The sequence below is a fragment of the Spongiactinospora sp. TRM90649 genome (assembly GCF_029382225.1).
Classification (GTDB): Bacteria; Actinomycetota; Actinomycetes; order Streptosporangiales; family Streptosporangiaceae; genus Spongiactinospora.
This window is the reverse complement of sequence record NZ_JARLTC010000020.1, coordinates 12364-36669: the sequence shown is the minus strand read 5'-3', so window position 1 is coordinate 36669 and position 24306 is coordinate 12364. Positions and strand designations below refer to the sequence as shown.

Genomic DNA, 24306 nt, shown 5'->3' with positions numbered 1-24306 from the left:
GGCCGGGGCTTCTAGGCTGCAAGAGTGCGGATCTTCATCGCCAAGCTGGCGGGGACACCGGTCTTCGACCCGGCCGGAGATCAGATCGGCCGCGTGCGCGACGTCGTCGCCGGGCTGCGCGCGACCGCTCCTCCACGCGTCCACGGCATGGTGATCGAGATGCAGCCCCGGCGGCGGGTCTTCCTGCCCATCACCCGGGTGCGGAGCATCGAGGCCGGTTCGGTGATCTGCACCGGACGCATCAACATGCGCCGCTTCCAGCAGCGGGCCACCGAGACCCTGGTGATCGGCGAGCTGCTCGACCTCACCGTCACCGTCAAGGGCGAGCGGGTCACCGTGCTGGACGTCGCCATGGAGGACGCCAGGCCCTCGGAGTGGCTGGTCACCAAGGTCGCCGTGCTCGCGGGCAGCCAGCGCAGCGCGGCGGGCCTGCGGCTGCGCAGGCGCGGGGTGACGTCCGTCGTGGACTGGGAGGAGATCGAGGGGTTCGCCGCGGTCCAGCGGGACCAGGGCGCCGCCAACCTGCTGGCCGCGTTCGAGTCGATGCGCGCCGCCGACCTCGCCCACGCGCTGCAGGAGCTGCCCGGCAAGCGGCGGCTGGAGGTGGCCATGGCGCTGGACGACGAACGCCTCGCCGACGTCCTTGAGGAGCTGTCCACGCCCGACAAGGTGAGCGTGATCGGCGGCCTCGGCGCCGAGCGGGGCGCCGACGTGCTGGCGGCGATGAACCCCGACGACGCCACCGACCTGCTCCAGGACCTTCCGCCCGAGCAGGCCGAGGTGCTGCTGTCGATGATGGAGCCGACCGAGGCCGAGCCGGTACGCAGGCTGCTGACCTACGCCGAGGACACCGCGGGCGGGCTGATGACCAGCGAGCCGATCATCCTGCCGCCCACCGCGACCGTCGCCGAGGCGCTGTCCCACATCCGACAGGTGGACCTCACGCCCGCCGTCGCCGCCCAGGTGTACGTGACGCGCCCGCCCACCGAGACGCCCACCGGCCGCTATCTGGGGGTCGCGCACTTCCAGCGGATGCTCCGCGACCCGCCCGCCACCCTGCTGGGCGCGATGCTGGACATCTCGCTCGACCCGATCAAGCCGGAGCTGAGCATTCCGCAGGTGACCTCCTACCTGGCGACGTACAACCTGGTCGCCGCCCCGGTGGTGGACGAGCTCGGCCGTCTGGTGGGCGCGGTGACCGTGGACGACGTGCTCGACCACCTGCTCCCCGACGACTGGCGCGAGCACAACGACAACAGCGGCCGCGACAACGGCGAGGCCCGGGCATGACGGCCGAGCGCTACGACCGCACGCCCCAGGCCGACCGCCTGGACCAACCGCGCGCCCTGCGCCGGACGCTGCGCCCGCACTACAACCCGGAGACCTTCGGCCGGATGGCCGAGAAGATCGCGCGGTTCATCGGGACGGCCCGCTTCCTGGTCTACATGACGGTGTTCATCCTCGTGTGGCTGGCCTGGAACACCATGATCCCGGCGCCGTTGCGCTTCGACCCCTACCCGTTCATCTTCCTGACCTTGATGCTCTCGCTCCAGGCGTCCTATGCCGCGCCGCTGATCCTGCTCGCGCAGAACCGCCAGGACGACCGCGACCGGGTGCAGTACGAGCAGGACCGCATGGGGGCCGAGCGGAACCAGGCCGACACCGAGTACCTGGCCCGCGAGCTGGCCGGGCTCCGGGTGGCCCTGGCCGAGGTCGCCACCCGCGACTACATCAGGACCGAGCTGCAACGGCTCGCCGAGGAGCTGGAGGACAGGTCGCGCTGAGGCCGGTCAGCAGGCCTCGGCGGGCAGCAGCTTGCCGAGCATGGACGCGCACTGCCGCACCTCCTGCGGGGTCAGCATCTCCAGGAAGCGGGTGCGGACGCCGTGCAGGTACGTGGGCGTCGCCTCCGCGAGGCGGGCCTCCCCCGCGTCGGTCAGCACCGCGAACAGGCCGCGCGCGTCGCTCGCGCACGCCTCGCGCTCGACCAGTCCCTCGCGCTGCAGCCGGTCGATCAGCCGGGTCAGGCCGCTGCGGGACAGCAGCACCCGTTCGGCCAGGTCGTTCATCCGGAGCCGCCGCCCGGCCGCCTCGGAGAGCCGGGCGAGCACGTCGTAGGAGGCCAGCGGGAGATCGTGGGCCGCCATGAGGTCGATTTCGAGCAGCCGGGTGACGCTCGCCTGCACCCGCTGGAGCATGCGCCAGACCGCCAGGTCACCAGGTGGGACCGGGTCCTCCCCGGGCTGCGCGCCTTCCGCCGTCACAGTCACCCGACAATCCTAGGACGTTGCACACGCATCAACACGGATCCGGACGAATTCCCGACACAAGGGGAAGGCGGGTTCGGCAACACGGCGCGGGGTTCATAACATGTACTCATGGCACCAACCCCGGAGCAGGTGACAGCCGCGCTGGCCACGGTCAACGACCCGGAGATCCGCCGGCCGATCACCGAGCTCGACATGGTCAAGAGCGTCGACATCACGCCTGACGGCGTCGTCCGCGTCGGCGTCTTCCTCACGGTCGCCGGCTGCCCGATGAAGGACACAATCACCCGCGACGTCACCGCCGCCGTCAGTCGTCTCGACGGCGTCAGCCAGGTCGCGGTCGAACTCGACGTGATGAGCGCCGAGCAGCGCAAGACCCTGCAGACCAAGCTCCGGGGCGACCGCGGGCCGGAGAAGGAGATCCCCTTCGCCAAGGCCGGTTCGCTGACCCGGGTGTTCGCCGTCGCGAGCGGCAAGGGCGGCGTCGGCAAGTCCTCGGTGACGGTCAACCTCGCCGCGGCGATGGTGGGGAGCGGGCTCAAGGTCGGCGTCGTGGACGCCGACATCTACGGCCACTCGGTGCCCAGGATGCTCGGCGTGAGCGAGCGGCCGACCAAGGTCGAAGACATGATCATGCCGCCGGTCGCCCACGACATCAAGGTGATCTCGGTGGGCATGTTCAAGCCCCCGGGCAACACCCCGGTCGTGTGGCGCGGGCCGATGCTCGACCGCGCGCTCTACCAGTTCCTCTCCGACGTCTACTGGGGCGACCTCGACGTCCTGCTGATGGACCTCCCGCCGGGCACCGGCGACATCGCCATCTCGGTGGCGCAGCGCCTGCCCACCGCGGAGATCCTGGTGGTGACCACCCCGCAGCAGGCCGCCGCCGAGGTCGCCGAGCGGGCCGGGTCGATCGCCGCGCAGACCCACCAGCAGATCGCCGGTGTGATCGAGAACATGGCGTGGCTGCCGTGCCCGCACTGCGAGGAACGCATCGCGGTGTTCGGCGAGGGCGGCGGCCAGGCCGTGGCCGACGGCCTGACCCGCACGCTGGGCTCGAAGGTGCCGCTGCTCGGGCAGATCCCGATCGACCTGCGCCTACGTGAGGGGGGCGACGAGGGCAAGCCGCTGGTGCTGACCGACCCCGACTCTCCCGCCGCCTCCGAGCTGCGCCGGATCGCCGAGGGCCTGGGCAGGCGCTCGGGCAGCCTGAAGGGCCGCCACCTGAACCTGTCGCCCACCGGCCGCTGAGCCGCAGGGCGCCGGGCGATGATCATCGCCGCCGCGCTGCCCCTGGTCGCCGAGCACGGCACCGCCGTGACCACCGGCCAGGTGGCACGTGCGGCGGGCATCGGGGAAGGCGCCGTCTTCCGGGTCTTCACCGACAAGAACGATCTGCGCTCGACCGGAACGCGCCCTGCCCCTCACCCGCGTGACCGAATCTCCGTCACCACCTCGGTGACCGCTTCGACCGTCATCGCCTCGGCCCACCGGGACGGACGCACGGCGGACAGGACCACTCCGCTCCTGGGCTTGGCCGGCACGCGCCGCAGCGAGATCGACAGGTTCTGCGGGGGCATCTCGTACTCCAGGCGCGCGAGGCGGACGGCCAGCGTCTCCAGCAGGGTGAGCGTGATCACCTCACCCGGGCAGCGGTGCCCGGTGGCCGGGTCGCCGCCGCCCTGCGGGATCAGGTCGTACTGGCCGAACTCCCGGCCGAGGAAGCGCGCGGGAGCGAACGTGTAGGGGCGCGGCCACAGTTCGGGGTCGTGGAGCTGGCCGTAGACGTCGATCAGGATGAGCGACCCGCTCGGGATCGGCCGGCCCTTCCACGACAGGTCACGGATCGCCTCACCGGCCAGGAACGGCACGAACGGGTAGAAGCGCCTGATCTCCTGGGCGAACGCCTCGGCCTGGTCGGGATCGCCGTCGCGCAGCAGTGCCCGCTGCTCCGGCCACCGGTGCATGGCGTGCGCGGCGAACGCGACGTACCAGGCCACCGCGACGACCGGGCGGACCAGGTTCAGCAGTTCCACGGCGGCGGTGCGGGAGTCGAGAGGACGCCCGTCGAGACCCCGGTGGTGCACCACCAGGTCCGACGCCGACCCCTTGGGCACCTCGGCCGCGCCCGAGCGGATCCGCTCCACCAGGGCGGCGAAGCGCCTCTCGCGGCGGCGCCTGGCGATCCTGGCCCGGAGCTGCCGGGGCCCGGCGGTGGCGAAGCCGTCCGCCATGGCCACCAGGTCGGCGGCGAGGCCGTCGGACTCCTCTGGCGGCACTCCCGCCCACGCGCAGGCCGCCCGCGTGAGCACGCGGGCGGCCTCGTCGAACAGCACGATCCCCGGCTCGCGGGCCCAGGACTCCACGGCGTCGTCCCAGGCCGTGGCGGTGAGGGCGACGAGGGTGGCGATGCTCTCCGGGGTCATCGCGGCCATGAACATCAGCTTGCGGCGGCGGTGCGTCTCGCCGTCAAGGGTGTGGACGGCGCCGCGGCCCAACAGCGTGCTCACCACCGGCTCCGGCAGCGCGCCGTGGCGGCGGACGGCCGCAGGGTCGTAGAAGAAGCGCACGGCGTCGGGGCCGCACAGCCCCAGCGCCCGCCGTCCCATCACCCGGACCGACGCGATGCCGTCCGGCGAGCGGCGGCGGCGTTCCGGCAGCCAGGCGTAGCCTTCGAGGAGAAGCAGCAGGGTGCTGTCCACGAGAGGTGGGCGGCTTGTCATCATGTGGTGCTACCTGCCCGTATGCTCCTACAGATAACCGTATGTCGCATTCAGCGACCTATCAACGCGGCCCGCAGAGCGGTCCGCTTATGCGCTTCGTATATACACTCAGTATATAGTCGCCCGCATGAGCGTCCCTCTCGCCCTGCTGGGCCTGCTCGACCGCGCGCCGAGCCACGGATACGACCTCAAGCGCGACTACGACACCTACTTCGGGCGGGGCAAGCCGCTGCCCTTCGGCCAGGTGTACGCCACGCTCGCCCGGCTGGCCAGGGACGGCAAGGTCAGCGCGGGCGCGAGCGAGCCCGGCGAGGGGCCCGACCGCAAGCGCTACGCCATCACCACCACCGGCAGGCACGAGGTGGAGGCGTGGCTGGCCGACCCGGTCGCCGCCGAGCCGTACCTGCAGACCGTGCTGTTCACCAAGGTCGTGCTGGCCCTGATGCTCGGCCGCGACGCCGCCGGCTACCTCGACGCGCAGCGCGCCACCCACCTGCGGCGCATGCGGGAGCTGACCGAGATCAAGCGCAGCGGACCGCTGGTGGACGCGCTGCTGGCCGACCACGGCCTGTTCCACCTGGAAGCCGACCTGCGCTGGATCGACGTCACCTCGGCCCGGCTCAGCGCCCTCGCCGAGGAGGTGCGGGCCTGATGACGATCGACGCCGTGCCCGTCTCGCCCCGGCCCGCCCTGCTGGAGGCCCGTGGGATCAGCCGCTCGTTCGGCCGGACCCCCGCCCTGGTGCGGGCCGACGTCGCGGTCACCGAGGGCGAGATCCTCGCCATCATGGGGCCGAGCGGCTCAGGAAAGTCGACGCTGCTGCACTGCCTCGCGGGCATCTTCACCCCCGACGAGGGCGAGGTGTGGTTCGACGGCGCCCGCCTGGACGACCTCGGCGACGACCGGCGCACCGAGCTGCGGCGCGGCCGGTTCGGCTTCGTCTTCCAGTTCGGCCAGCTCGTGCCGGAGCTGACGGCCGCCGACAACGTCGCGCTGCCGCTGCTGCTCGGCCGGGTCAAGCGCGCCCAGGCGTACCGGCGGGCGGCCGGCTGGCTCGACCGGCTCGACCTGGCCGAACTGGCCGGCAGGCGCGGCGGCGAACTGTCCGGCGGCCAGGCGCAGCGGGTGGCCATCGCCAGGGCGCTGGCCACCGGCCCCAAGGTGGTGTTCGCCGACGAACCCACCGGCGCGCTCGACTCGCTGGCCGGTGAGCGGGTGATGGACCTGCTGGTGAGCCTGGCCCGTGAGGAGGGCACGACGGTCGTCCTGGTCACCCACGACGCCCGCGTGGCCGCCTGCGCCGACCGTGAGGTGATCGTGCGCGACGGCCGGGTCACCAACCCCTTCGCCACGAGTTCCAGCGGGGACCGCCGATGACGATCCGGCTGGGCCTGCGGCTGGCGCTGCGCGGCGGCCGGGAGTCGGCGGTCCGGCTCGCGCTGATCGCCACCGCCGTTACGGCCGGTGTGCTGCTGTTGCTGTCCACGCTGGCCATGTTCAACGCCTTCCGCACCGCCGCCGACCGGCCGTGCTGGGAGTGCACCACCGGCTCGGCCCCCAGCGGCTGGGCGCTCGGCTCCACCACCGGCACCGTCCTGTGGAACTACCGCGAGGACTACTACGCGGGCCGTCTCATCAAGCGCCTGGACGTGGCCATGCCGGGCGACCGGGGGCCGGTGCCGCCCGGCCTGCCCCGGCTGCCCCGCGCGGGCGAGTTCTACGCCTCCCCCGCCCTGGCCGGACTGCTCGGCACGGTCCCCCGCGACCTGCTCGGCGACCGCTTCCCCGGCACGAAGGCCGGGCTGGTCGGCGACGCCGCGCTGTCCGGGCGCGAGGACCTGGTCATCATGATCGGACGGTCCCCCGCCGAACTGGCCGCCCTGGCGGGCACCACGGAGGTCGGCGCCATCGCCGCCCACTCGTCCGCCGACGACAGCACCGCCCTCTACCAGCACGGCTTCGCCATCGCCGCGATCGCGCTGATCGTGCCGCCGCTCGTGCTCGTCGGCGCGGCCACGCGGCTGGCCTCCGCCCGCCGCGAGGCGCGCTTCGCGGCGATCCGCCTGGCCGGGGCGACCGCCCGGCAGATCAACGTGATCGCGTCGGTGGACGCGGCGGTGGGCGCGCTGCTCGGGACGGTCGCCGGTACCGCCGTCTTCCAGCTCGTACGGCCCGCCCTCGCCGACGTGGCGATCACCGGCTCGCGTTTCCTGCCCGCCACCGTCACCCCCACCGGCCTCCAGTACGCCGCCGTGCTCGCCGGGATCCCCGTCGCCGCCGTGTGCGCCGCGCTGTGGTCGCTGCGCCGAGTGCGGATCTCCCCGCTCGGCGTGGCGCGCAAGGCGGCGCCCCCGGCGCCCCGGGCCTGGCGGCTGCTCCCGCTGCTGATCGGCCTGGGCCTGTTCGCCGGGCCGGTGTTCGCCTCCGGGGCGAACGAGCCCAACGGCCCGCTGATCGACCTCGGCCTGGGGCTGATCATGATCGGACTGGTCGTGGCGGGCCCGTGGCTGACCCTGCTGGCCGCGCGGCTCAGCGCCCGGTTCGTGCCGGGGGCGGCGGGCCTGCTGGCCGCGCGGCGGCTGACCGCCGACCCCAGGACCGCCTTCCGGTCGGTGACCGGGCTGGTCCTCGCCGTCTTCGTGGGCACGGCCATCGCCGGGATCGTCCCGGCGGTGATCTCCGCCCAGCGGTCCGTGGGCGGCGGGACGCTCGGCGACGTGCTGCGAACCTCCTTCGCCCGGCCGCCCTGCCAGGAAGGCTGCGGCCAGGCGACGGCCGGTGGGCTTCCCCCGCGGGCCGGGGCCGACCTGATCGCCCGGCTCACCGCGCACCCCGGCGTCACCGTGCTGCCCATCTACGGCAAGGCGTCCTCTCCCCCGCCGAAGCGGACATCCGGCCCGCCTCCGCCGCCGCCCCCGCAGGTCGTCGCCTGCGCGGACCTCACCCGGTTCGCGGTGCTCGGCCGGTGCGCCCCGGGCCTGCCCGCTGTCGAGGCGAGCTTCCGGCACCTGCTGTCCGCCGACAACATGTTGTCGATCAACAAGCGGCTGCCGCTGGTGCGCACGGAGAATCCGGCCGCGGCGGCGCCCACCGGGCTGCCGCTGGCGGCCGTGCTGGTCCGCACCGGCGACTCCACGGTGCTCGAACGGGTCCGCACCCTGCTCACCGGCTACGGCGGCCAGGCGGGGGTCGGCGAGCTTGAGGCGCCCATGACGTTCACCGAGGTCGCCCTGGTCCGGGAGATCATGCTCGACCGGGCCCAGCGGGTCGCCACCGGGATCGTGGTGCTGACGATCCTGGTCGCGGCTTGCGGGCTGGTCGTGGCGGTCGGGGGCGGCCTGGTGGAGCGGCGGCGGCCGTTCACGCTGCTGCGGCTGTGCGGCACTCCCACCAGGACCCTCTACCGGGTGGTGGTGATCGAGTCGGCGCTGCCGCTGGTGCTGGCCGCCGCGCTGGCCGTCCTGGCCGGGCTGGGCGTGGCCGGGCCCGTCGTCGAACAGCTCGGCCTGCGGAACGTCTCCTGGGCGCTGCCGGGGGCGGGCTACCTCCTGACGCTCGGCGGTGGGCTGGCCGTCACCTTCCTGGTGATCCTCACCGCCCTGCCGCCGCTGCGCCGCTTCACCACGCCCGACAACGCGCGCTTCGAATAGCGCGCCTACGAGAGGGGGGCATGTGAGAACCAAGACTGCCGCAAGGCTGGGCGCCATCGTGGCGCTGGCCCTGTTCGCCGGACTGGTGACGGCGGTGCGGGACCCCGCGCCGTCGGCCGCGAGCGACGGACGGTACTCCGCCGACATCCGGCGCACCCAGTACGGCATCCCGCACATCACCGCCAAGGACCACGGCAGCCTCGGCTACGGGTACGGCTACGCGTTCGCCCAGGACAACCTGTGCGTGCTGGCCTCCTGGATGGTCACCCTGCGCGGCGAGCGTTCCCGCCACTTCGGCCCCGGCGCGCTCTCCGACGACCCGGTCCGCCCCATCCCCAACCTGGCCAGTGACGTATATCACCGGAGCCTGCGCGAGTCGGGGCTGCTCCGGCGGCTGCTCGCCCGGCCCGCACCGCTCGGCCCCACGCCGGAACTGCGCCGCCTGGTGGACGGCTACGCCGCCGGATACAACCGCTACCTGGCCGACACCGGGGTCGACCGCCTGCCGGACCCGTCCTGCCGGGGCAAGGCGTGGGTCACGCCCATCACCGCCGACGACATCTGGATCAACCTGCTCGACCTCAACCGGATGGCGGGCAGTACCGGGCTCAAGGAGGCCATCGCCGCCGCACGGCCGGACGGCGGCGCGGCCCCCGGCGAGGCCCCTGACAAGGGCCCCGACCAGGCCACGCCCAAGCCGAAACCGGCCGCCCCCGGCAGCAACGGCTGGGCGCTGGGCCGCGCGGCCACCACCGCGAAGAACGGCATGCTGCTGGCCGACCCGCACTTCCCGTGGAACGGCATCCGCCGCTTCTACCAGGTGCAACTGACCATCCCCGGCGTGCTCAACGTCGCCGGCGGCAGCCTGTACGGCACGCCGCTGGTCCAGATCGGCCACAACGCGAGCCTCGCCTGGACCCACACCGTCTCGCACGCCCAGCGGTTCACGCTCTACCGGCTCAAGCTCGTGCCCGGCGACCCCACGACCTACCTCGTGGACGGCCGGGCCGAGCCGATGGGACGTCAGGAGGTGACCGTCCCCACGCGACGGGACGACGGCAGCACGGCCGAGACCGGCACCACCCTTTACACCTCCCGCTACGGCCCGGTGATCTCGTGGTCGGGCGAGGCCGCCTACGCCCTGGCCGACGCCAACGTCGCCAACCTGCGCAGCGGCAACGAGTGGCTGGCCATGGCCGCCGCCCGCGACGTGGCCGGGCTGCGCACCGCCCAGCGCGCCTACCAGAGCATGCCGTTCGTCTACACCCTGGCCACCGACACGGCGGGCACGGCGTACTTCTCGGACGTCTCCGTGGTGCCGCACGTCACCGACGCGCAGGCGGAGCGCTGCGCCGTCCCGGAGGGCGAGCGCATGGCCCCCGGCACGTACGTGCTGGACGGCTCGACGTCGGACTGCCTGTGGGGCAAGGACCCCGACGCCGTCGAGCCCGGCGTGTTCGGGCCGGGCAACGCGCCCGCCATGACCAGGGCCGACTATGTGGCCAACTCCAACGAGAGCCCGTGGCTGACCAACCCCGAGGCGCCGCTGACCGGCTATCCCCGCATATATGGCGATACCGAGACCAGGCGTGACCTGCGCACCCGGCTCAGCCTGGACATGATCGGCAAGCGACTGTCGGGACGCGACGGGTTCGGGCCGTCCGGCTTCACGCTGGCGAGCCTGCAGGCCGTCACGCTCGGCAAGCGCAACCTGGGCGCCGAGATCACCCGCGCCGACCTGCTCGCGCTGTGCCGGGACCGGCCGGTGATCACGGCGTCCGACGGCGAGCGGGTGAACGTCAAGGAGGCGTGCCGCACGCTGGCCCGGTGGAAGGCCCGTGCGGGGCTCGGCGACGAGGGGGCCGTGCTGTGGCGGGAGTTCTTCCAGCGCCTCGACGGCCCGAGGCCCCGGCCGCGCGCGGGCGAGAGCGAGCCGCCGCCGGTGAAGGACTGGTGGCGGGTGCCGTTCGATCCGGAACGGCCGCTCACCACGCCGCACGGCCTGGACCGCGACCACCCGAACGTCTCGCGCGCGCTGGCCGACGCCGTCCAGTATTTCCGGAAGCGCGAATTGCCGCTCACGCTCATGCCCGGAAAGGCCCAGCACTACGGCTCGGTCCCGGTGCCGGGATGCACCGAGGGCGAGGGCTGCTTCGACCGCGTCCGCACCGGCGGGCCGCTCGGCGACGACGGACGCTATCCGGACGTCAACACCGGTTCCAGCTTCCTGATGGCGGTGGAACTCACCCCGGCCGGCCCCCGCGCCCGGACGATCCTGACCTACTCCCTGTCCGCCGACCCGACGAACCCCCACCACACCGACCAGACCGTGCTGTTCTCCCAGGGCAAGTGGGTGACCAACCGGTTCACCGAGGCCGAGATCATGGCCGACCCCGCGCTCCGCGTCACGCGCCTGCGCGGCTGACCTCCCGCGAACACGGCTTCGCCCGGCCGCGCGAACCACGCGGCCGGGCGAAGTGCGTCCGGTCGATCAGTTCTTTACATTGTCAGCCGGACTTGGACGTTTTCGGTCCGGCCTTGGCGTACTCGTCGGCCCCGCCCGCGAAGTCGTAGACGATGGCCTCCTCGTCGCCCACCACCCAGGCGTCATGGCCCGGCGTGGCGACGAACACGTCGCCGGGACCGACCTCGGCCTCGGCGCCGTCGTCCATGCGGACGCGCAACCTGCCCTTGGCCACGAACCCGTGGTGGTGGACCTGGCACGAATCGGTGCCCACGATGGGCTTCAACGACTCGGTCCACCGCCAGCCCGGCTCGAAGGTCGCCACCCCGAAGGTCAGCCCGGTCAGGTGACAGATTTCGAAGTGCCCCATGGGAAAGTCGCGGCGTTCGTCCGGCTTCTCGATGGTCATTACTTCGATCATGACGGTTCCCCCTTCCGTCATTCCCAGTCTTACACCACCGTGCCGGTCAGGTCGCCTCGCGGTCGTAAGGGGGGATCTCGCCGAAGCCGAGTTGCCCCTCGGTGTACGCGCCGGTTTCGAGCACCGTGGAGACCGCCGGCTCGGAGGGCTTGCGGTCCCAGTCGTCATCGTCGTCGAGCAGGTGCTTCCTGACGAAGTTCCGCGGATTCAGGTCGCTCGGGTCGAAGTCGGCGAAGTCGGGGCCCAGCCCCGTGCGGATGTCCTGCTTTGCGTTGTTGGCCATCTGGCGCAGGTTGCGCAAGGTGCGACCGGCCTGCGCCGCGGCCTGGGGAAGCTTCTCCGGGCCGAAGACGAGCAGCGCGATCACTACAAGGGCCACGACCTCAAACCAGCCGAGTCCGAACACCGTGATCTCCTACCGCCGACGGACGGGACCGGGTCCGGCCCGGCCCCGTTTACAGGGTAACGGCACTACCTGATGCCCGGAACGTCAGGACGGCTGAGGCGTGGGAACATTCCCGGCGGCCACTGTGACGGTGGCGACCTGTTCCTTCCCGCCGCGCTGAAACTTCAGGGAGATCTTGTCGCCGGGGGCCTTGCTGCGGATCTGGACCATCAGTTCCTCGGCGTTCTGCACGGGGCTGCCGTTCAGTTCGGTGATGACGTCGCCGGCGCGCAGCCCGGCCTTGTCGGCGGGGCCGCCCTTCTCGACCGGGAGCATGCCGTTCTGCGGCTGCTCCTGGATCCGCACGCCCTGCCCCTGGTAGCTGGTGTCGATGCTGATCCCGATCCGGGAGGTCTTGGCGCTGCCAGTGGTGACGAGGTCCTGGATGACGCGGCGGGCGTGGTTCATCGGGATGGCGAAGCCCAGGCCGATGCTGCCGCCCTGGCCGCTGGTCGGCGCGCGGCCGAGGGTGGCGATGGCGGAGTTGACGCCGATCACCTCGCCCCTGCCGTTGACCAGCGGGCCGCCGGAGTTGCCCGGGTTGATCGCGGCGTCGGTCTGGATGGCGTTGATGTAGCTGGTGTCCATGACACCGCTCTCGCCCCCGGCCACCACCGGCCGGTTGAGCGAGCTGATGATGCCGAGCGTGACCGTGCCGGACAGGCCCAGCGGCGAGCCGATCGCGATCACCGAGTCGCCGACGACCAGGTCGTCGGAGTCGCCGAGCGCGACCTCGGCCATGCCGAAGGTGTCGTCGGGCTTGATCACGGCGAGGTCGGACCCGGGGTCGCGGCCGACGACCCGGCCCCCGGTGCTCTTGCGGTTGCTGAATTGCAGGGAGATGGTCGCGCCCTGCGCGGCCGGGGCCGCGACGTGGTTGTTGGTGACCACGTAACCGCCCTTGATCAGGAAGCCGGAGCCGCTGGCGCCGCCCTCGGTGCCCGCCCCGATCTCGATGGACACCACGCTGGGCAGCACCTGCCTGGCCACGCCCGCGACGGACTCCGGCGGGCGCTCGGTGCGCCCGCCGGACGACGCGCCCAGCGTGTAGCCGGGATTGGTGCCGTCGTCGTTCGCCCTGGTGACCAGGTACGTGCCCGCGCTGCCCGCGGCGCCCGCGACCAGGGCGATGACCACGGCGAGGGCGATCATCGCCCCCATGCCGGGCGAGCGCTTCGGCGGGGCGACGTCGCCGCCGGGCCCGCCCATCGGGCCGTGCGAAGGCGGCGGGGGCGGCGGAGGCGCCCAGCCCGGCCCCATTCCGTGGGCCTGGGCAGGCGGCGGAGGCAGGGAACGGCCCGAGGCGTATCCCTGGTCGGGGCCGTAGCCGGGGTCCGGGGCGCCGGCGGACCGGCCCGGGTAAGGAGTGGGGCCCGTCATCGGGACGATGTCGGGGAACACGTCGGGGAACGCGTCGGGGAACACGGAGGTGTCGCCGGACGGGTTGCCCCAGCCGCCGCTCCCCTCTTTCGGGCTCTCGACCGCCGGATCGGGCGCGTCGCCCGCGGGCAGGAAGTCGGGACGACCCCAGCCCTGCCCGCCGGGAGCGACGGGCGTGGGACGGCTCGCGGTGTCGCCGGTCTCGGCCGGCCGTTCCGGAGCGTCGGCGGGCTCACCGAGGTCGAGCCCGTATCGGGGCTGGTCCGACGGCGTGCGACCCTCGCCATCGCGGGCGGCTCCGGTCCGCTGCTCGTCGGTCATCGATGCCTCACTACTCCTCGGGTCGGCTCCCACCGCCCGGCATGGCGGTGGCGCAATTCTCCCCACGGTCGCATACGAGAGATGTAAAAGGGGGCCTCACGCGAAAGGGCTGATCCAGGAGAGCACACGGTCCGCGCCCCGGCAGAGCCGGTCCCACGCGCCGATCTCCTCCTGGTGCGGCAGCGCCCCGACGGCGGCGTCCACCATGTCCGCCGGAGCGTCCGCGACGACCGTGTAGACATGCTCCCCACTCGTCCAGACCACCTGCTGTGCCGCGGCCCCGTATCCCGCCGAGCCACGAATCCAGATCGTATGCCCGTCACGGGGCCGCGCATGCCATCCGGCGAGTGTCGAGCGGTCGAGACTGCCCCGCTGCACGAACGCCGACACCACCGACAGGCCGTCGGAGTAGCCCAGATGCAGGTAGCCCTCCGCCGACTCCTCGGCGGTGAACAGTTCGAGGCGGCCGGGCAGCGTGACGGGGAAGTCCCAGCCGCGTTCCCGCAGCGCGGCGACCCGCTCGGCGGACGGCCCGCCGGCGCGCCCGGTGCCGGCCATCAACAGCACGCTTGGCGCGTCGGGCACGCTCAGCTCGATGAACGCGCTGCTCTGCGTGATCCGGCCGCGGCCGTCGAAGATCTCCCGGCGCAGCACCACGTCGCTGGCCGCGTCGATCAGGTAGCGGGCGGCGGGCGTGCCGTCGGCGCGCAGGACCGACACGACGGGGCCGCGGCGCCCGCAGGCGGTCCCGGTGCCGGTGGTCACCACGCGGTAGTTGCGGGCCAGCGCGTCGAGCATGCCGTCCGGCGGGGAGGCCATGTCGGCGGCGGGAGACCCGGGATCGACCGGGCCCACGCGGGGCGCGGTGGCGATCTCGGGGCTGATCGTCAGGCCGGAACCTGGAACGTTCCGGACGTTGACCAGTGCCGAGGAGGGGCTGCCCCCGCTCCAGTCGGTGACGAGCCGCACGCCCGTGTAGCCCGCCGTACGACCCGCGTAGGCGGCCTCGCGCAGTAGATGGATGCCGGTGTCGTCGCCCTCCGCGGCCTCCTGGGGCGCGGCCGCTGGGACGACGGTCGGACTGCCCGCGGCCAGGACCAGCAGCACCAGAGCCGCCACGACCACGACGGCGGGCAGGCGCCTCACTTGGCGTGCCGTGTCGTCCGGCTCGGCGAGGGTGTGGCGTGCGGTGACGGCAGTCCGTTGGAACCGGACTGGACGTAGGGAGCGGTGGTCTTGTGCTGGTTGGCGAACCGCTCCATCTGCGGGACCACCGGCGGCGCGGTGTTGAGCCCGCCGACCACGAACATGGTCCCGAAGGCCACGGCGGCCGAGGCCATGCCGACGGCGACGTATCCGGCGCGCCTGGTCCTGCCGCCTCTTGGTGAGGCGTCGGCCCGGCCCCTGCCCCTGCCGCGCGGCCGGTTGTCCGGCGGCGCGATGGTGTGCATGCCGGGGATCGGCACCCCGCCGAACGTGTTGTTCGCGTCGGGGAACGGCCGGATGCGCGGTGGCAGCGGCCCTCCGGGCTCCGACATGCGCAGCAGCGACATCGTCAGGTCGGCGGGCATCGCCGGCCCGTCGAGTGAGCGCAGCCGCGACTTCAGCGCGCGCAGCGCCTCGACCTCGGCGCGGCAGTCCGCGCAGAAGGTGAGGTGCGCCAGCACGCGATCACGCTCGGTGTGGCCGAGTTCGCCATCGACCAGAGCGGAAACGCGTTCTCCCAGGTGACTCATGCCAAATCCTCCCCTGAGGTGGCGGTCGGGGGGACTTGTGCGCCGCGCGGCGCGCGGTGCTCCAGTGCCTCACGGAGCTGTGAGCGGCCCCGGTGGATCCTGCTCCGGACCGTGCCCAGCTTCACCCCCAGCGTGGCCGCGATCTCCTCGTAGGACAGCCCCTCGATGTCGCACAGCACGACGGCCGCGCGGAACTCGGGGGCCAGCGAGTCGAGCGCCGCCTGGATGTCGGGCTCCAGGTGCGTGTCGTCGTAGGCCTGCGCGGGTGACGGCTCGCGCCCGCTCAGCCGCTCGGCCGCGTCGTCGCCCAGTCCCTCGAACCGGATGCGCTGCCTGCGCCGCGCCATGTCGAGGAACAGGTTGGTCGTGATCCGGTGCAGCCAGCCCTCGAACGTGCCGGGTGTGTAGCTCGACAGGGACCGGAAGACCCTGACGAAGACCTCCTGTGTCAGATCTTCCGCGTCGTGCACGTTGCCGGTCAGCCGATAGGCGAGCCGGTACACCCGTGCCGAGTGCGTCCGGACGACCTCCTCCCAGGTGGGTGGAGTCCATCCCGACACGGGAGTCTCCGCCTGGTGGTCTTCCACCAGAACCGCTCCTCTCTCCGGGACCACCGCTATCGCCATAGTGCCTGGTTTCGTCCCTCCGTGCGCACTGAATGCCCTGCCGACCGGCAAAGGCCGCTTAAACCGTGCAACGCACCGGGGGTGACATGAGTTCCCGTTCGGGCTTCCCTCCCCTAGGCTGCGACCAGCGACCAAATGGAGTGCGTACGGCGAAAGCGGGGAGGAGAGGCCAATGGGCTCGTCGCCGAACAGTCCGGTGGAGGCCACTCTGGCCTATGCCCAGGAGTTCCATGCAGAGGACGACATCCTCCGTGCCGCACGCCTTCGCGGCGAGGAGGTCGGGGCCGTCCCGATCCTGCCGGGCGGGGGCGCCGCGCTCTGCTTCCTGGCCTCGGCGATCAACGCCAAGGCGGTCGTGGAGATCGGCACCGGCTGCGGGGTCTCCGGGTTGTGGATGCTCCGCGGCATGCGCCAGGACGGCCAGCTCACGAGCGTCGACGTGGAACCCGAGCACCAGCGGCTGGCCCGAGAGGCGTTCTCCCAGGCCGGATACGCGGGCGGCCGGACCCGCCTGATCGCGGGCCGGGCCCTGGACGTGCTGCCCAGGCTCGCCGACGGCGGCTACGACCTGGTGTTCGCCGACGCCGCCAAGCAGGAGTACCCCGACTACCTCGCCGAGGCGGTCCGGCTGCTGCGCGTCGGCGGCATCGTCGCCTTCGACAACGCGCTGTGGCACGACCGTGTGGCGGATCCCACACAACGCGATCCGGACACGGTCGTGATCCGCGAGCTGGGCAAGCTGGTGCGCGGCGACGACCGGCTGCGCCCGCTGCTGATCCCGCTGGGCGACGGCCTGCTGACCGCCGTCAAGATCGCCCACTAGCGGCGACGCAGGTAGCGGGGGATCAGCCGGCGTCCGGGGCCAGCCAGCGCAGCAGCGCCCGCACCCCGAAGCCGGTCGCGCCCTTGCTGAGCGGGCCCTCGTCCACCGTGCTGCGCCCGGTTCCCGCGATGTCGAGGTGCGCCCAGGGCCGCCCGCCGGTGAACTCGCGCAGGAACAGCGCGGCGGTGACGGAGCCCGCGCCGTAGGTGCTGCCGGACTCCACGTTGGCCAGGTCGGCCACCCCGGAGTCGAGGGCGGGGCGGTAGTCGTCGATGAGCGGCATCCGCCACATGATGTCTCCGCTGCTCGCGCCCGCGTCCAGCAGGGCCCGCGCCAGGTCGTCGTCGGTGGCGTAGAGCCCGGCGTGGCCGCGTCCGAGGGCCACGCTGATCGCCCCGGTGAGCGTGGCGATGTCGACCACGACGTCGGGCGCGAGGACGGCGTCGGCGTAGGCCAGGGCGTCAGCGAGCACCAGGCGGCCCTCGGCGTCGGTGTTGAGCACCTCGACGGTGCGCCCGCCGTAGTGGGTGATCACGTCGCCGGGGCGCTGGGCCGTGCCGGAGGGCATGTTCTCGGCGGCGGCGACCAGGCCGGTGACGCGGGCCCGCACCCCCGCGCGGCGCAGCGCGGACAGCACCGCGATGACCACCGCGCCGCCCGCCATGTCGGTCTTCTGCCCCTTCATGTTGTCGGTCGGCTTCAGCGAGAGGCCGCCGCTGTCGAAGGTGATGCCCTTGCCGACCAGAACCACGTGGCGGCCGTCGGGGTCGTCGGGCTCGTAGGACAGCTCGATGAGCCGAGGCGGGCTGGCCGAACCCTGCCCTACCGCCAGAATGCCCCCGAAACCGCCCTCACGCAGCTCCTCAGGGCCTCGGACGCGGACGGCCACCCCTTGGGCCTCGGCGTGCTCCACGGCCTTCTCAGCGAGCCAGGCGGGCGTCTTGACCGATGCGGGGGTGTTCGCCAGGTCACGGGCCAGTGCCACGGACCCGGCGATCAGCTCGCCGTCCCGGATCTGGTCCGCCACGGCGGCGGGATCGGCGGCCACGAACTCGACCGCGGCCACCGGCTCGGATCGGTTCTCGCCGATCCGGAAGGTGTAGGCGCCGAGCAGCGCGCCCTCCACGAAGGCGGCCACCGGCCCCTCGGGCGGCAGCGCCACGCTCACCGACTCGCGGCCCTTCGCCCGGCGGACGACGGCCGCGCCCGCCTTGCGCAGCGCCTTGGCGGAGCCGTCGCCGACGCCGTACAGCAGGATCCGCGCCACCTCGCCGTCGCGGGCCACCGGCACCTCGACGATCTCACCCGCCTCGCCCTTGGCCTTGTGCTGGGCGAACAGGCCCTCCGGCGGCAGCGGCAGGTCGGGCACACCGGGAACGGGCGAGACGGTCAGGTCGGCGGCGAAGGGGACGGCCAGCAGTGCGGCGCCGTCGGCGGCGCGGGCGGCGGTCGTGATCGCGGTCTGGATGGGCACCTTGGTGTCTTCTCCTGTCGGGGTGACTGCGGAGCGGCCGGCGGGAAGGGCGCGGCCGCAGCGTCGACACTCACGTCAACTGCCACAACGTCAACGGCCCCGGCGCTGACCACCCGAGCGGCGGGGATGATCCTGCGGCCGGGGCCGTCGAACAGGTCTGGGTGCCGTCAGCCGACGACCTTTTTCAGCGCGTCGCCGAGGGCGCCTGCCTCCGTCGCGGAGAGCTCGACGACCAGGCGGCCGCCACCCTCAAGGGGGACCCGCATGACAATGCCCCGTCCTTCCTTGGTGACCTCCAGCGGACCATCGCCGGTCCGCGGCTTCATCGCCGCCATGCGTGCATCCCTTCCTGCCTTGGACTCCGCGGTCGCGATTCCAGCCCTCCCCTGGTGGGGGCAGCCGGCGCATTCACGTCTTCTGGATGTCCTATTATCCCGCCTCTCGATGGCTGCCGGGTAACGATCTCCTCCCAGAATGCGTTGTCGGGCCCCCTCCTGACAGCCAAACTGGTCTTCGTGAACGCCCGTGCCGCGCTATTCGATCTGTACGGTGACCACCTGCGTTCCCGGGGCGGCCGCGCGTCGGTAGCCGCACTGGTCCGCCTGCTCGCACCGCTTGAGATCGCCGCTCCGGCCGTCCGCACGGCCATCTCGCGGATGGTTCGGCAGGGGTGGCTCGCCCCGCTGCGGCTGCCCCCCGGTCCCGGCTACGCGGTGACCCCCAAATGCGTGCGTCGCCTGGACGAAGCCGCGCTGAGAATTTACCGGGCGGGGGCCATCCCCTGGTCCGGAAAGTGGCATGTCGTGGTGGTGGAACAGGTGCGCGAGCGGCCCAAGCGCGAACGGCTGCGCGCCGACCTCGCGTTCCTCGGTTACGCCCCGCTGTCCGAGACCACGTGGATCGGCCCCCGGCCCTCGCCGGAGCTGTCCACCCTGCTCGGCGCCGAGCAGGTGCGGGCCGACCGCTTCGACGCCGCCCTGGACGGCGACCCCCGTGACCTGGTCGCCCGCGCGTGGGACCTCGCGAGCATCGCGGGCGCCTACGACCGGTGGCTGTCACAGGCCGCCGCCCTGGTCGGCGGGCTGGCCGACGACGACCCCGACGACCAGATCTTCGCCGCGCGCAGCCTGCTCGTGCACGGCTGGCGCAACTTCCTGTTCCGCGACCCCGGCCTTCCGCCCGAACTGCTGCCCCCCGGCTGGCCGGGCGAGAAGGCCAGAACATACTTCGAGCAGGAGGCTGCCCGGCTTCTCCCGGCCGCGGCCGCCTTCGTCGACCGCAACCTAGCCGATCAGCAGGAGAACCCGTGAGCATCCGCTACGACGTCGCAGACGGCGTCGCCACCATCACGCTCGACCGCCCCGACGCGATGAACGCCCTGCTGGCCTCGATGAAGGCGGCGCTGCTCGCGGCGCTGACCCGGGCCGCCGAAGACGACGCCGTCCGCGCGGTCGTCCTGACCGGAGCGGGCAAGGCCTTCTGCGCCGGGCAGGACCTCCGCGAGCACGCCACGAACCTCGAAGCGGGCGACGGCCTGGCCGGCACCGTGCGCGAGTACTACAACCCGATCGTCCGGACGATCACCGAGATGGCCAAGCCGGTGGTCGCGGCCGTCAACGGCGTGGCCGCGGGCGCGGGCGCGTCCCTGGCGTTCGCCTGCGACCTGCGGATCGCCGCCGAGAACGCGAAGTTCGCGATGGCCTTCACCGCCATCGGGCTGGCCCCCGACTCCGGCGCGTCCTGGACCCTCCAGCGGCTCGTGGGCCCGTCGCTGGCCGCCGAGCTGCTGCTGCTCGGCGAGCCGCTGCGCGCCGAGCGGGCCAGGGAACTGGGCCTCGTCACCCGCGTGGTGCCGGCGGGCGAGGTGGCCAAGACGGCGAGCGAGCTGGCCGTACGGTTGGCGCAGGGGCCCACCCGCGCCTACGCCGCCACCAAGCGCGCGCTGGCCTTCGGCGCGGCCCACACCCTGGCGCAGACGCTCGACCTCGAAGCCGACCTGCAGGACGCCTGCGCGGCCACCGAGGACCACGTGGCGGCCACCAGGGCCTTCGTCGCCAAGCAGACCCCGGTCTTCCACGGGCGCTGACCCCTCTGGACGGCTGGACCCGCCAGACGTGCCCGCTAAATGTGGCGGTCGCGCGCCCAGCAGTCCGCCAGATGGTCGTTGACCAGGCCGATCGCCTGCATCAGCGCGTACGCCGTGGTCGGCCCGACGAACCGGAAGCCCAATGACCTCAGCTCCTTGGCCATCGCCTTGGAGCCGGGGGTCTGGGCGGGCACGTCGGCCAGGGTCTTCGGCACCGGCGCACCGGGCTCCGCGTAGCGCCACACCAGGTCGGACAGCCCGCCGGGCAGTTCGGCGGCGACCCGCGCGTTGGCGATCGCGGCCTCGATCTTGGACCGGTTACGCACGATCCGGGCGTCGCCGAGCAGCCGCTCGACGTCGGCCTCGGTGAACGCGGCCACCTTCGGGATGGAGAACCCGGCGAACACCTCGCGGAACGCCTCCCGCTTGCGCAGGATCACCAGCCAGGACAGGCCCGACTGGAAGGCCTCCAGGGTCATCCGCTCGAAGACGCCGTCGTCGCCGCGGACCGGGCGGCCCCACTCGTCGTCGTGGTAGGCGAGGTAGTCGGGGGCGGAGGTGGCCCAGCCGCAGCGGACCGGCTCGGTGGCGCCGGTCACTTGGTCTCCTCCACCCCGGTGCGCTCACCCGCCCGGTCACCGGTGGGCTCCGGCGTTTCAGAGTTCTCCGACGCTTCAGGCGTATCGGGTGTGTCAGGTGTGTGCGGCGTTTCAGGTGTTTCAGGTGTTTCAGGTGTTCGGGCCTTCTCCGGCGCCGCGTCCACGGGCTCGGGCAGCGAGGGCGGCACCTCCGGCCCCTGGGGCCGGTGCTCGAACGGCGACGACGGCTCGCCCGGCGGCGGCCCCGCCTGGGCCTCCTGGCGGGCGTGCAGCCGGTGCGCGAGCAGTTCGGTCACCCGCTGCTCAAGCACCGCGATGCGGGTGTCTCTGGCGCTGATGGCCCCCGCCGCGCGGTGTAGCGTCTCATCGACGCTCTGGGTGTGGTAGCCGACCAGGCTTACCGGGAGCTGCAGCGCGACGAAATCGACCGCGCCGAGCTGGCCCGCGGCGGGCAGATCGAGCGGCGGGACGTCTGGCGGGAACTCCGCCATCTCACCGCCGCGACCCATGGCTACCGAGACCACGCCGCCCAGGATGGCGACCGCGGCGAGCGCGAGTACGACCAGCACATACGAATCGTGCCACAATTCCCCGCCGGGCGTGCCGTACCGATCATTCCGCCTCGGCCAGCTCCTCGGCGCTCGTGGTGATCCGCGGGGTGCGGGCCTCGGCCCGATCGACGGCCTCCTCTGGCGTGGAAGCCCAGGTGATCGCGTCGAAGACGTCGGGCCGGGTGAACCCCTTGTCGTACATCGAGGTGACCATGTCGCGGAGCGGATCGTAGAAACCCCACGGGTCGAGGATCACCAGCGGGCGCTCGTGCAGGCCGATCACCCTGGCGGTCCAGATCTCGAACAGCTCCTCCAGCGTGCCAATGCCGCCGGGCAGCACCACGAACGCGTCGGACCTGGCGTCCATGACGCCCTTGCGCTCGCGCATGTCGGCGGTGACAATCAGCTCGTCGGAGGCGTCGTCGGCGATCTCGACGTCCATCAGCGCGCGCGGGATCACGCCGACGGTGCGGCCGCCCGCCGCCCTGGCGCCGCTCGTCACCGCTCCCATGCAGGAGATCTTCGCGCCGCCGCTGACCAGGGTGTGGCCGCGCGCGGCGATGTGGCCGCCGAGGTCACGGGCGAGGTCGAGATAGCGTTGGTCGATCCGCAGACTGGACGAGCAGTAGACGCAGATGAACACTCCCCGACCCTAGCCAAGGTCACTCGCCGTCCGCGACCTCGTTCTCCACCGCCGGGGGCGGCGCCTCACGTGGCCAGCGCGCCCGCTGGTCCTCGGCCTCGGCGATGGCCGCGACCGCCTCGTCGACGTCGTCGGTGAGGTGGATCAGGTCGAGGTCCTTCGGCGAGATCTTGCCGGTGGCCTCCAGGGTGCTGCGGACCCAGTCGATCAGGCCGCCCCAGAATCGGCGCCCCATCAGCACCACGGGGAAGGAGGTGACCTTGCCCGTCTGTACCAGGGTCAGCGCCTCGAACAACTCGTCGAGCGTGCCGAAGCCGCCCGGCAGCGCGACGAAGCCGTTGGCGTACTTCACGAACATGGTCTTGCGCACGAAGAAGTAGCGGAACTCGATGCCGAGATCGACGTAGTCGTTCATCCGCTGCTCGAAGGGCAGCTCGATGCCCAGCCCGACCGAGACGCCCCCGGCCTCCCTGGCGCCCCGGTTGGCCGCCTCCATGACGCCGGGACCACCACCGGTGATCACCGCGTATCCGGCCTCCGCGAGCGCCCGGCCCACGTCCACGCCCATCTGGTACTCCTCGGAGCCCGGCGGGGTGCGCGCCGATCCGAAGACCGTGACGGCGGGCGGCAGCTCGGCGAGCTGCCCGAACCCCTCCACGAACTCCGCCTGGATGCGCAGCACCCGCCAAGGGTCCTGGTGCAGCCAGTCCGTCGTCCCCTTGCGGTCGAGGAGCCGCTGGTCGTGCGTGGAGTCGGGGACGAGGTCGCCGCGCACCAGCGAGGCGCCGTGGCGGCGTTCCGGACGGTTCTGTCTCATGCCGGTCACGCTAGCCCCCGCCCCGATCCGCGCAGCGGACGGTCGAAAAGAATCTTGAAAAAACTCTGCGGGACGGCGGAACCGGATTTCGATGAGGGCGCGTCTAACAGACGAGGGTGCTGCTCGGGACTGAAAGTGGCTTTCCCCGTCAAATGGCCGGCGAGGAAAGCCACTTTCATATTTCCGGAAGTCTTCGGCCGGCGCGCCGGGCCATCAGGGCCTCAGGCCGACAGCCAGTCCAGCATCGCCCGCTCGCACCGCTCGATCTTCGGAAGCGACACGAATTCCTCGCGCTGGTGCGCCAGGTTCGGATCACCCGGCCCGTAGTTGACCGCCGGAACCCCCAGCGCGGAGAACAGCGCCACGTCGGTCCAGCCCAGTTTGGCGCGCGGAGCGCCGCCCACGGCCGTCGCGAACGCCGCCGCCGCCGGGTGGGTGAGACCGGGCCGCGCGGCCGGGGCCCCGTCGGTGAACCGCACCTCGAACCCGTCGAACACGTCGCGGACGTGCTGCCTGGCCCGGTCGAGGTCGAGATCGGGGGCGAAGCGGTAGTTGACGGTGACCACGCACTCGTCCGGGATCACGTTGCCCGCCACGCCGCCGCGCACCCACACCGCGTTCAGGCCCTCGTGGTACTCCAGGCCGTCCACGACGGGCCGCCGGGCCTCGTAGGCGTCCAGGATGGCCAGGACCGGCAGGATGCCGTGGATGGCGTTGACGCCGAGCCAGGAGCGGGCGCTGTGCGCGCGGGTGCCCCTGGCCACGATCTCGGCCCGCAGGGTGCCCTGGCAGCCGCCCTCGATGAGGCCGTCGGTGGGCTCCATCAGCACCGCGAAGTCGGCGGCCAGCCACTCCGGGTGGGCGACGCTGAGGCGGCGCAGGCCGTTGCGCTCGGCCTCGATCTCCTCGCAGTCGTAGAAGACGTAGGTGATGTCGCGGTTCGGGGCGGTGAGCCCGGCGGCCATCCGCAGCGCGATCGCCACCGAGCTCTTCATGTCGGAGGTGCCGCAGCCGTACAGGCGGTCGCCCTCGATCCTGCTGGGCAGGTTGCCGGCCACCGGGACGGTGTCGATGTGCCCGGCGACGACGATCCGCTCGGCGCGCCCGGTGTCGGTGCGGGCGACCACGGCGTTGCCGTCGCGCAGCACGGTCAGGTGCGGCAGCGGGCGGAGCGCCCGCTCGATCGCGTCGGCGAGCGCCCGCTCACCGCCGCTCACCGACTCGATGTCCACGACCCGCGCCGCGATCCGCCCCGCGTCCTGGGAGAGATCCAGCGCCAT

General features: G+C 72.5%; 25 protein-coding genes and 1 pseudogene. 11 read left to right on the top strand and 15 right to left on the bottom strand.

Going from position 1 to position 24306, the window contains the following annotated elements:
- The first annotated feature begins 24 nt into the window (after positions 1–24).
- Positions 25–1290, top strand: coding sequence for a CBS domain-containing protein (locus P3X83_RS22980; protein ID WP_277307238.1), 1266 nt, complete (start codon positions 25–27; stop codon positions 1288–1290).
- A complete protein-coding gene (locus P3X83_RS22975; protein ID WP_277307237.1) occupies positions 1287–1784 on the top strand; it encodes a DUF1003 domain-containing protein in 498 nt (165 codons plus the stop codon). The genes P3X83_RS22980 and P3X83_RS22975 overlap by 4 nt, the downstream gene beginning before the upstream one ends.
- A gap of 6 nt (positions 1785–1790) precedes the next feature.
- On the opposite strand, the gene P3X83_RS22970 is transcribed toward P3X83_RS22975, so the two are convergent.
- Positions 1791–2270, bottom strand: a complete 480-nt coding sequence (locus tag P3X83_RS22970) for a MarR family transcriptional regulator (protein ID WP_277307236.1) — start codon at positions 2268–2270, stop codon at positions 1791–1793.
- 108 nt (positions 2271–2378) lie between these two features.
- Here P3X83_RS22970 and P3X83_RS22965 point away from each other — a divergent pair, with 108 nt between their 5' ends.
- Entirely contained in the window at positions 2379–3518 is a 1140-nt protein-coding gene (locus P3X83_RS22965; protein ID WP_277307235.1) for a P-loop NTPase, read from the top strand.
- Between the two features lie 18 nt (positions 3519–3536).
- A pseudogene (locus P3X83_RS22960) lies at positions 3537–3653 on the top strand (TetR family transcriptional regulator); the annotation flags it as partial.
- A 38-nt stretch (positions 3654–3691) separates the two neighbouring features.
- Here P3X83_RS22960 and P3X83_RS22955 read toward each other — a convergent pair.
- Entirely contained in the window at positions 3692–4990 is a 1299-nt protein-coding gene (locus P3X83_RS22955; RefSeq protein WP_277307234.1) for a cytochrome P450, read from the bottom strand.
- A 127-nt stretch (positions 4991–5117) separates the two neighbouring features.
- On the opposite strand from P3X83_RS22955, the gene P3X83_RS22950 reads away from it, so the two are divergent.
- From P3X83_RS22950 to P3X83_RS22935, 4 genes are read left to right on the top strand one after another with little or no spacing between them, the layout of a single operon-like run.
- Positions 5118–5642 (top strand): PadR family transcriptional regulator, encoded by a 525-nt coding sequence (locus P3X83_RS22950; protein ID WP_277307233.1) that lies wholly within the window; start codon positions 5118–5120, stop codon positions 5640–5642.
- Complete coding sequence (locus tag P3X83_RS22945; protein ID WP_277307232.1) at positions 5642–6367, top strand: ABC transporter ATP-binding protein; 726 nt, start codon at positions 5642–5644, stop codon at positions 6365–6367. Before P3X83_RS22950 ends, P3X83_RS22945 begins: the two co-directional genes overlap by 1 nt.
- Complete coding sequence (locus P3X83_RS22940; protein ID WP_277307231.1) at positions 6364–8640, top strand: FtsX-like permease family protein; 2277 nt, start codon at positions 6364–6366, stop codon at positions 8638–8640. The genes P3X83_RS22945 and P3X83_RS22940 overlap by 4 nt, the downstream gene beginning before the upstream one ends.
- A 22-nt stretch (positions 8641–8662) precedes the next feature.
- Positions 8663–11065 (top strand): penicillin acylase family protein, encoded by a 2403-nt coding sequence (locus tag P3X83_RS22935; protein ID WP_277307230.1) that lies wholly within the window; start codon positions 8663–8665, stop codon positions 11063–11065.
- 82 nt (positions 11066–11147) lie between these two features.
- Here P3X83_RS22935 and P3X83_RS22930 read toward each other — a convergent pair whose 3' ends face one another.
- From P3X83_RS22930 to sigE, 6 genes are all read right to left on the bottom strand, one after another.
- Complete coding sequence (locus tag P3X83_RS22930) at positions 11148–11513, bottom strand: cupin domain-containing protein (protein WP_277307229.1); 366 nt, start codon at positions 11511–11513, stop codon at positions 11148–11150.
- A gap of 58 nt (positions 11514–11571) precedes the next feature.
- Entirely contained in the window at positions 11572–11931 is a 360-nt protein-coding gene (locus P3X83_RS22925) for a sec-independent translocase (RefSeq protein ID WP_277307228.1), read from the bottom strand.
- Positions 11932–12015: 84 nt separating this feature from the next.
- On the bottom strand, positions 12016–13671 hold the full coding sequence (locus tag P3X83_RS22920; RefSeq protein WP_277307227.1) for a trypsin-like peptidase domain-containing protein: 1656 nt from the start codon (positions 13669–13671) through the stop codon (positions 12016–12018).
- Between the two features lie 96 nt (positions 13672–13767).
- On the bottom strand, positions 13768–14817 hold the full coding sequence (locus tag P3X83_RS22915; RefSeq protein ID WP_277307226.1) for a hypothetical protein: 1050 nt from the start codon (positions 14815–14817) through the stop codon (positions 13768–13770).
- Positions 14814–15407, bottom strand: a complete 594-nt coding sequence (locus P3X83_RS22910) for an anti-sigma factor (RefSeq protein WP_277307225.1) — start codon at positions 15405–15407, stop codon at positions 14814–14816. Before P3X83_RS22910 ends, P3X83_RS22915 begins: the two co-directional genes overlap by 4 nt.
- Positions 15404–16033 (bottom strand): RNA polymerase sigma factor SigE, encoded by a 630-nt coding sequence (gene sigE, locus P3X83_RS22905; protein WP_277307224.1) that lies wholly within the window; start codon positions 16031–16033, stop codon positions 15404–15406. The genes P3X83_RS22910 and sigE overlap by 4 nt, the downstream gene beginning before the upstream one ends.
- Positions 16034–16205: 172 nt before the next feature.
- On the opposite strand from sigE, the gene P3X83_RS22900 reads away from it, so the two are divergent.
- A complete protein-coding gene (locus P3X83_RS22900) occupies positions 16206–16856 on the top strand; it encodes an O-methyltransferase (protein ID WP_277307223.1) in 651 nt (216 codons plus the stop codon).
- A 22-nt stretch (positions 16857–16878) separates the two neighbouring features.
- Here the strand turns inward: P3X83_RS22900 and P3X83_RS22895 are convergent, their stop codons facing one another.
- Positions 16879–18330 (bottom strand): leucyl aminopeptidase, encoded by a 1452-nt coding sequence (locus P3X83_RS22895; RefSeq protein ID WP_277307222.1) that lies wholly within the window; start codon positions 18328–18330, stop codon positions 16879–16881.
- A 167-nt stretch (positions 18331–18497) separates the two neighbouring features.
- Positions 18498–18665 (bottom strand): DUF3117 domain-containing protein, encoded by a 168-nt coding sequence (locus P3X83_RS22890; RefSeq protein ID WP_277307221.1) that lies wholly within the window; start codon positions 18663–18665, stop codon positions 18498–18500.
- 180 nt (positions 18666–18845) lie between these two features.
- Here P3X83_RS22890 and P3X83_RS22885 point away from each other — a divergent pair, with 180 nt between their 5' ends.
- Together P3X83_RS22885 and P3X83_RS22880 are read left to right on the top strand one after the other, a co-directional pair.
- Complete coding sequence (locus tag P3X83_RS22885) at positions 18846–19640, top strand: PaaX family transcriptional regulator C-terminal domain-containing protein (RefSeq protein ID WP_277307220.1); 795 nt, start codon at positions 18846–18848, stop codon at positions 19638–19640.
- Complete coding sequence (locus tag P3X83_RS22880) at positions 19637–20416, top strand: enoyl-CoA hydratase-related protein (RefSeq protein ID WP_277307219.1); 780 nt, start codon at positions 19637–19639, stop codon at positions 20414–20416. Before P3X83_RS22885 ends, P3X83_RS22880 begins: the two co-directional genes overlap by 4 nt.
- A gap of 35 nt (positions 20417–20451) precedes the next feature.
- On the opposite strand, the gene P3X83_RS22875 is transcribed toward P3X83_RS22880, so the two are convergent.
- The 5 genes from P3X83_RS22875 to dapE form a co-directional block, all read right to left on the bottom strand.
- On the bottom strand, positions 20452–21015 hold the full coding sequence (locus P3X83_RS22875) for a DNA-3-methyladenine glycosylase I (RefSeq protein WP_277307218.1): 564 nt from the start codon (positions 21013–21015) through the stop codon (positions 20452–20454).
- Complete coding sequence (locus tag P3X83_RS22870; RefSeq protein WP_277307217.1) at positions 21012–21584, bottom strand: hypothetical protein; 573 nt, start codon at positions 21582–21584, stop codon at positions 21012–21014. The genes P3X83_RS22875 and P3X83_RS22870 overlap by 4 nt, the downstream gene beginning before the upstream one ends.
- Before the next feature lie 43 nt (positions 21585–21627).
- Positions 21628–22209, bottom strand: a complete 582-nt coding sequence (locus tag P3X83_RS22865) for a TIGR00730 family Rossman fold protein (protein ID WP_277307216.1) — start codon at positions 22207–22209, stop codon at positions 21628–21630.
- 19 nt (positions 22210–22228) lie between these two features.
- A complete protein-coding gene (locus tag P3X83_RS22860; protein WP_277307215.1) occupies positions 22229–23026 on the bottom strand; it encodes a TIGR00730 family Rossman fold protein in 798 nt (265 codons plus the stop codon).
- A gap of 221 nt (positions 23027–23247) precedes the next feature.
- A complete protein-coding gene (dapE, locus tag P3X83_RS22855) occupies positions 23248–24306 on the bottom strand; it encodes a succinyl-diaminopimelate desuccinylase (RefSeq protein WP_277307214.1) in 1059 nt (352 codons plus the stop codon).

Coding starts and splice junctions, on each gene's coding strand:
- P3X83_RS22950 (WP_277307233.1), top strand. CDS start 5,118: ATGAGCGTCCCTCTCGCCCTGCTGGGCCTGCTCGACCGCGCGCCGAGC.
- P3X83_RS22955 (WP_277307234.1), bottom strand. CDS start 4,990: ATGACAAGCCGCCCACCTCTCGTGGACAGCACCCTGCTGCTTCTCCTC.
- P3X83_RS22890 (WP_277307221.1), bottom strand. CDS start 18,665: ATGGCGGCGATGAAGCCGCGGACCGGCGATGGTCCGCTGGAGGTCACC.
- P3X83_RS22900 (WP_277307223.1), top strand. CDS start 16,206: ATGGGCTCGTCGCCGAACAGTCCGGTGGAGGCCACTCTGGCCTATGCC.
- P3X83_RS22945 (WP_277307232.1), top strand. CDS start 5,642: ATGACGATCGACGCCGTGCCCGTCTCGCCCCGGCCCGCCCTGCTGGAG.
- P3X83_RS22965 (WP_277307235.1), top strand. CDS start 2,379: ATGGCACCAACCCCGGAGCAGGTGACAGCCGCGCTGGCCACGGTCAAC.
- P3X83_RS22910 (WP_277307225.1), bottom strand. CDS start 15,407: ATGAGTCACCTGGGAGAACGCGTTTCCGCTCTGGTCGATGGCGAACTC.
- P3X83_RS22930 (WP_277307229.1), bottom strand. CDS start 11,513: ATGACCATCGAGAAGCCGGACGAACGCCGCGACTTTCCCATGGGGCAC.
- P3X83_RS22920 (WP_277307227.1), bottom strand. CDS start 13,671: ATGACCGACGAGCAGCGGACCGGAGCCGCCCGCGATGGCGAGGGTCGC.
- P3X83_RS22860 (WP_277307215.1), bottom strand. CDS start 23,026: ATGAGACAGAACCGTCCGGAACGCCGCCACGGCGCCTCGCTGGTGCGC.
- sigE (WP_277307224.1), bottom strand. CDS start 16,033: ATGGCGATAGCGGTGGTCCCGGAGAGAGGAGCGGTTCTGGTGGAAGAC.
- P3X83_RS22975 (WP_277307237.1), top strand. CDS start 1,287: ATGACGGCCGAGCGCTACGACCGCACGCCCCAGGCCGACCGCCTGGAC.
- P3X83_RS22940 (WP_277307231.1), top strand. CDS start 6,364: ATGACGATCCGGCTGGGCCTGCGGCTGGCGCTGCGCGGCGGCCGGGAG.
- dapE (WP_277307214.1), bottom strand. CDS start 24,306: ATGGCGCTGGATCTCTCCCAGGACGCGGGGCGGATCGCGGCGCGGGTC.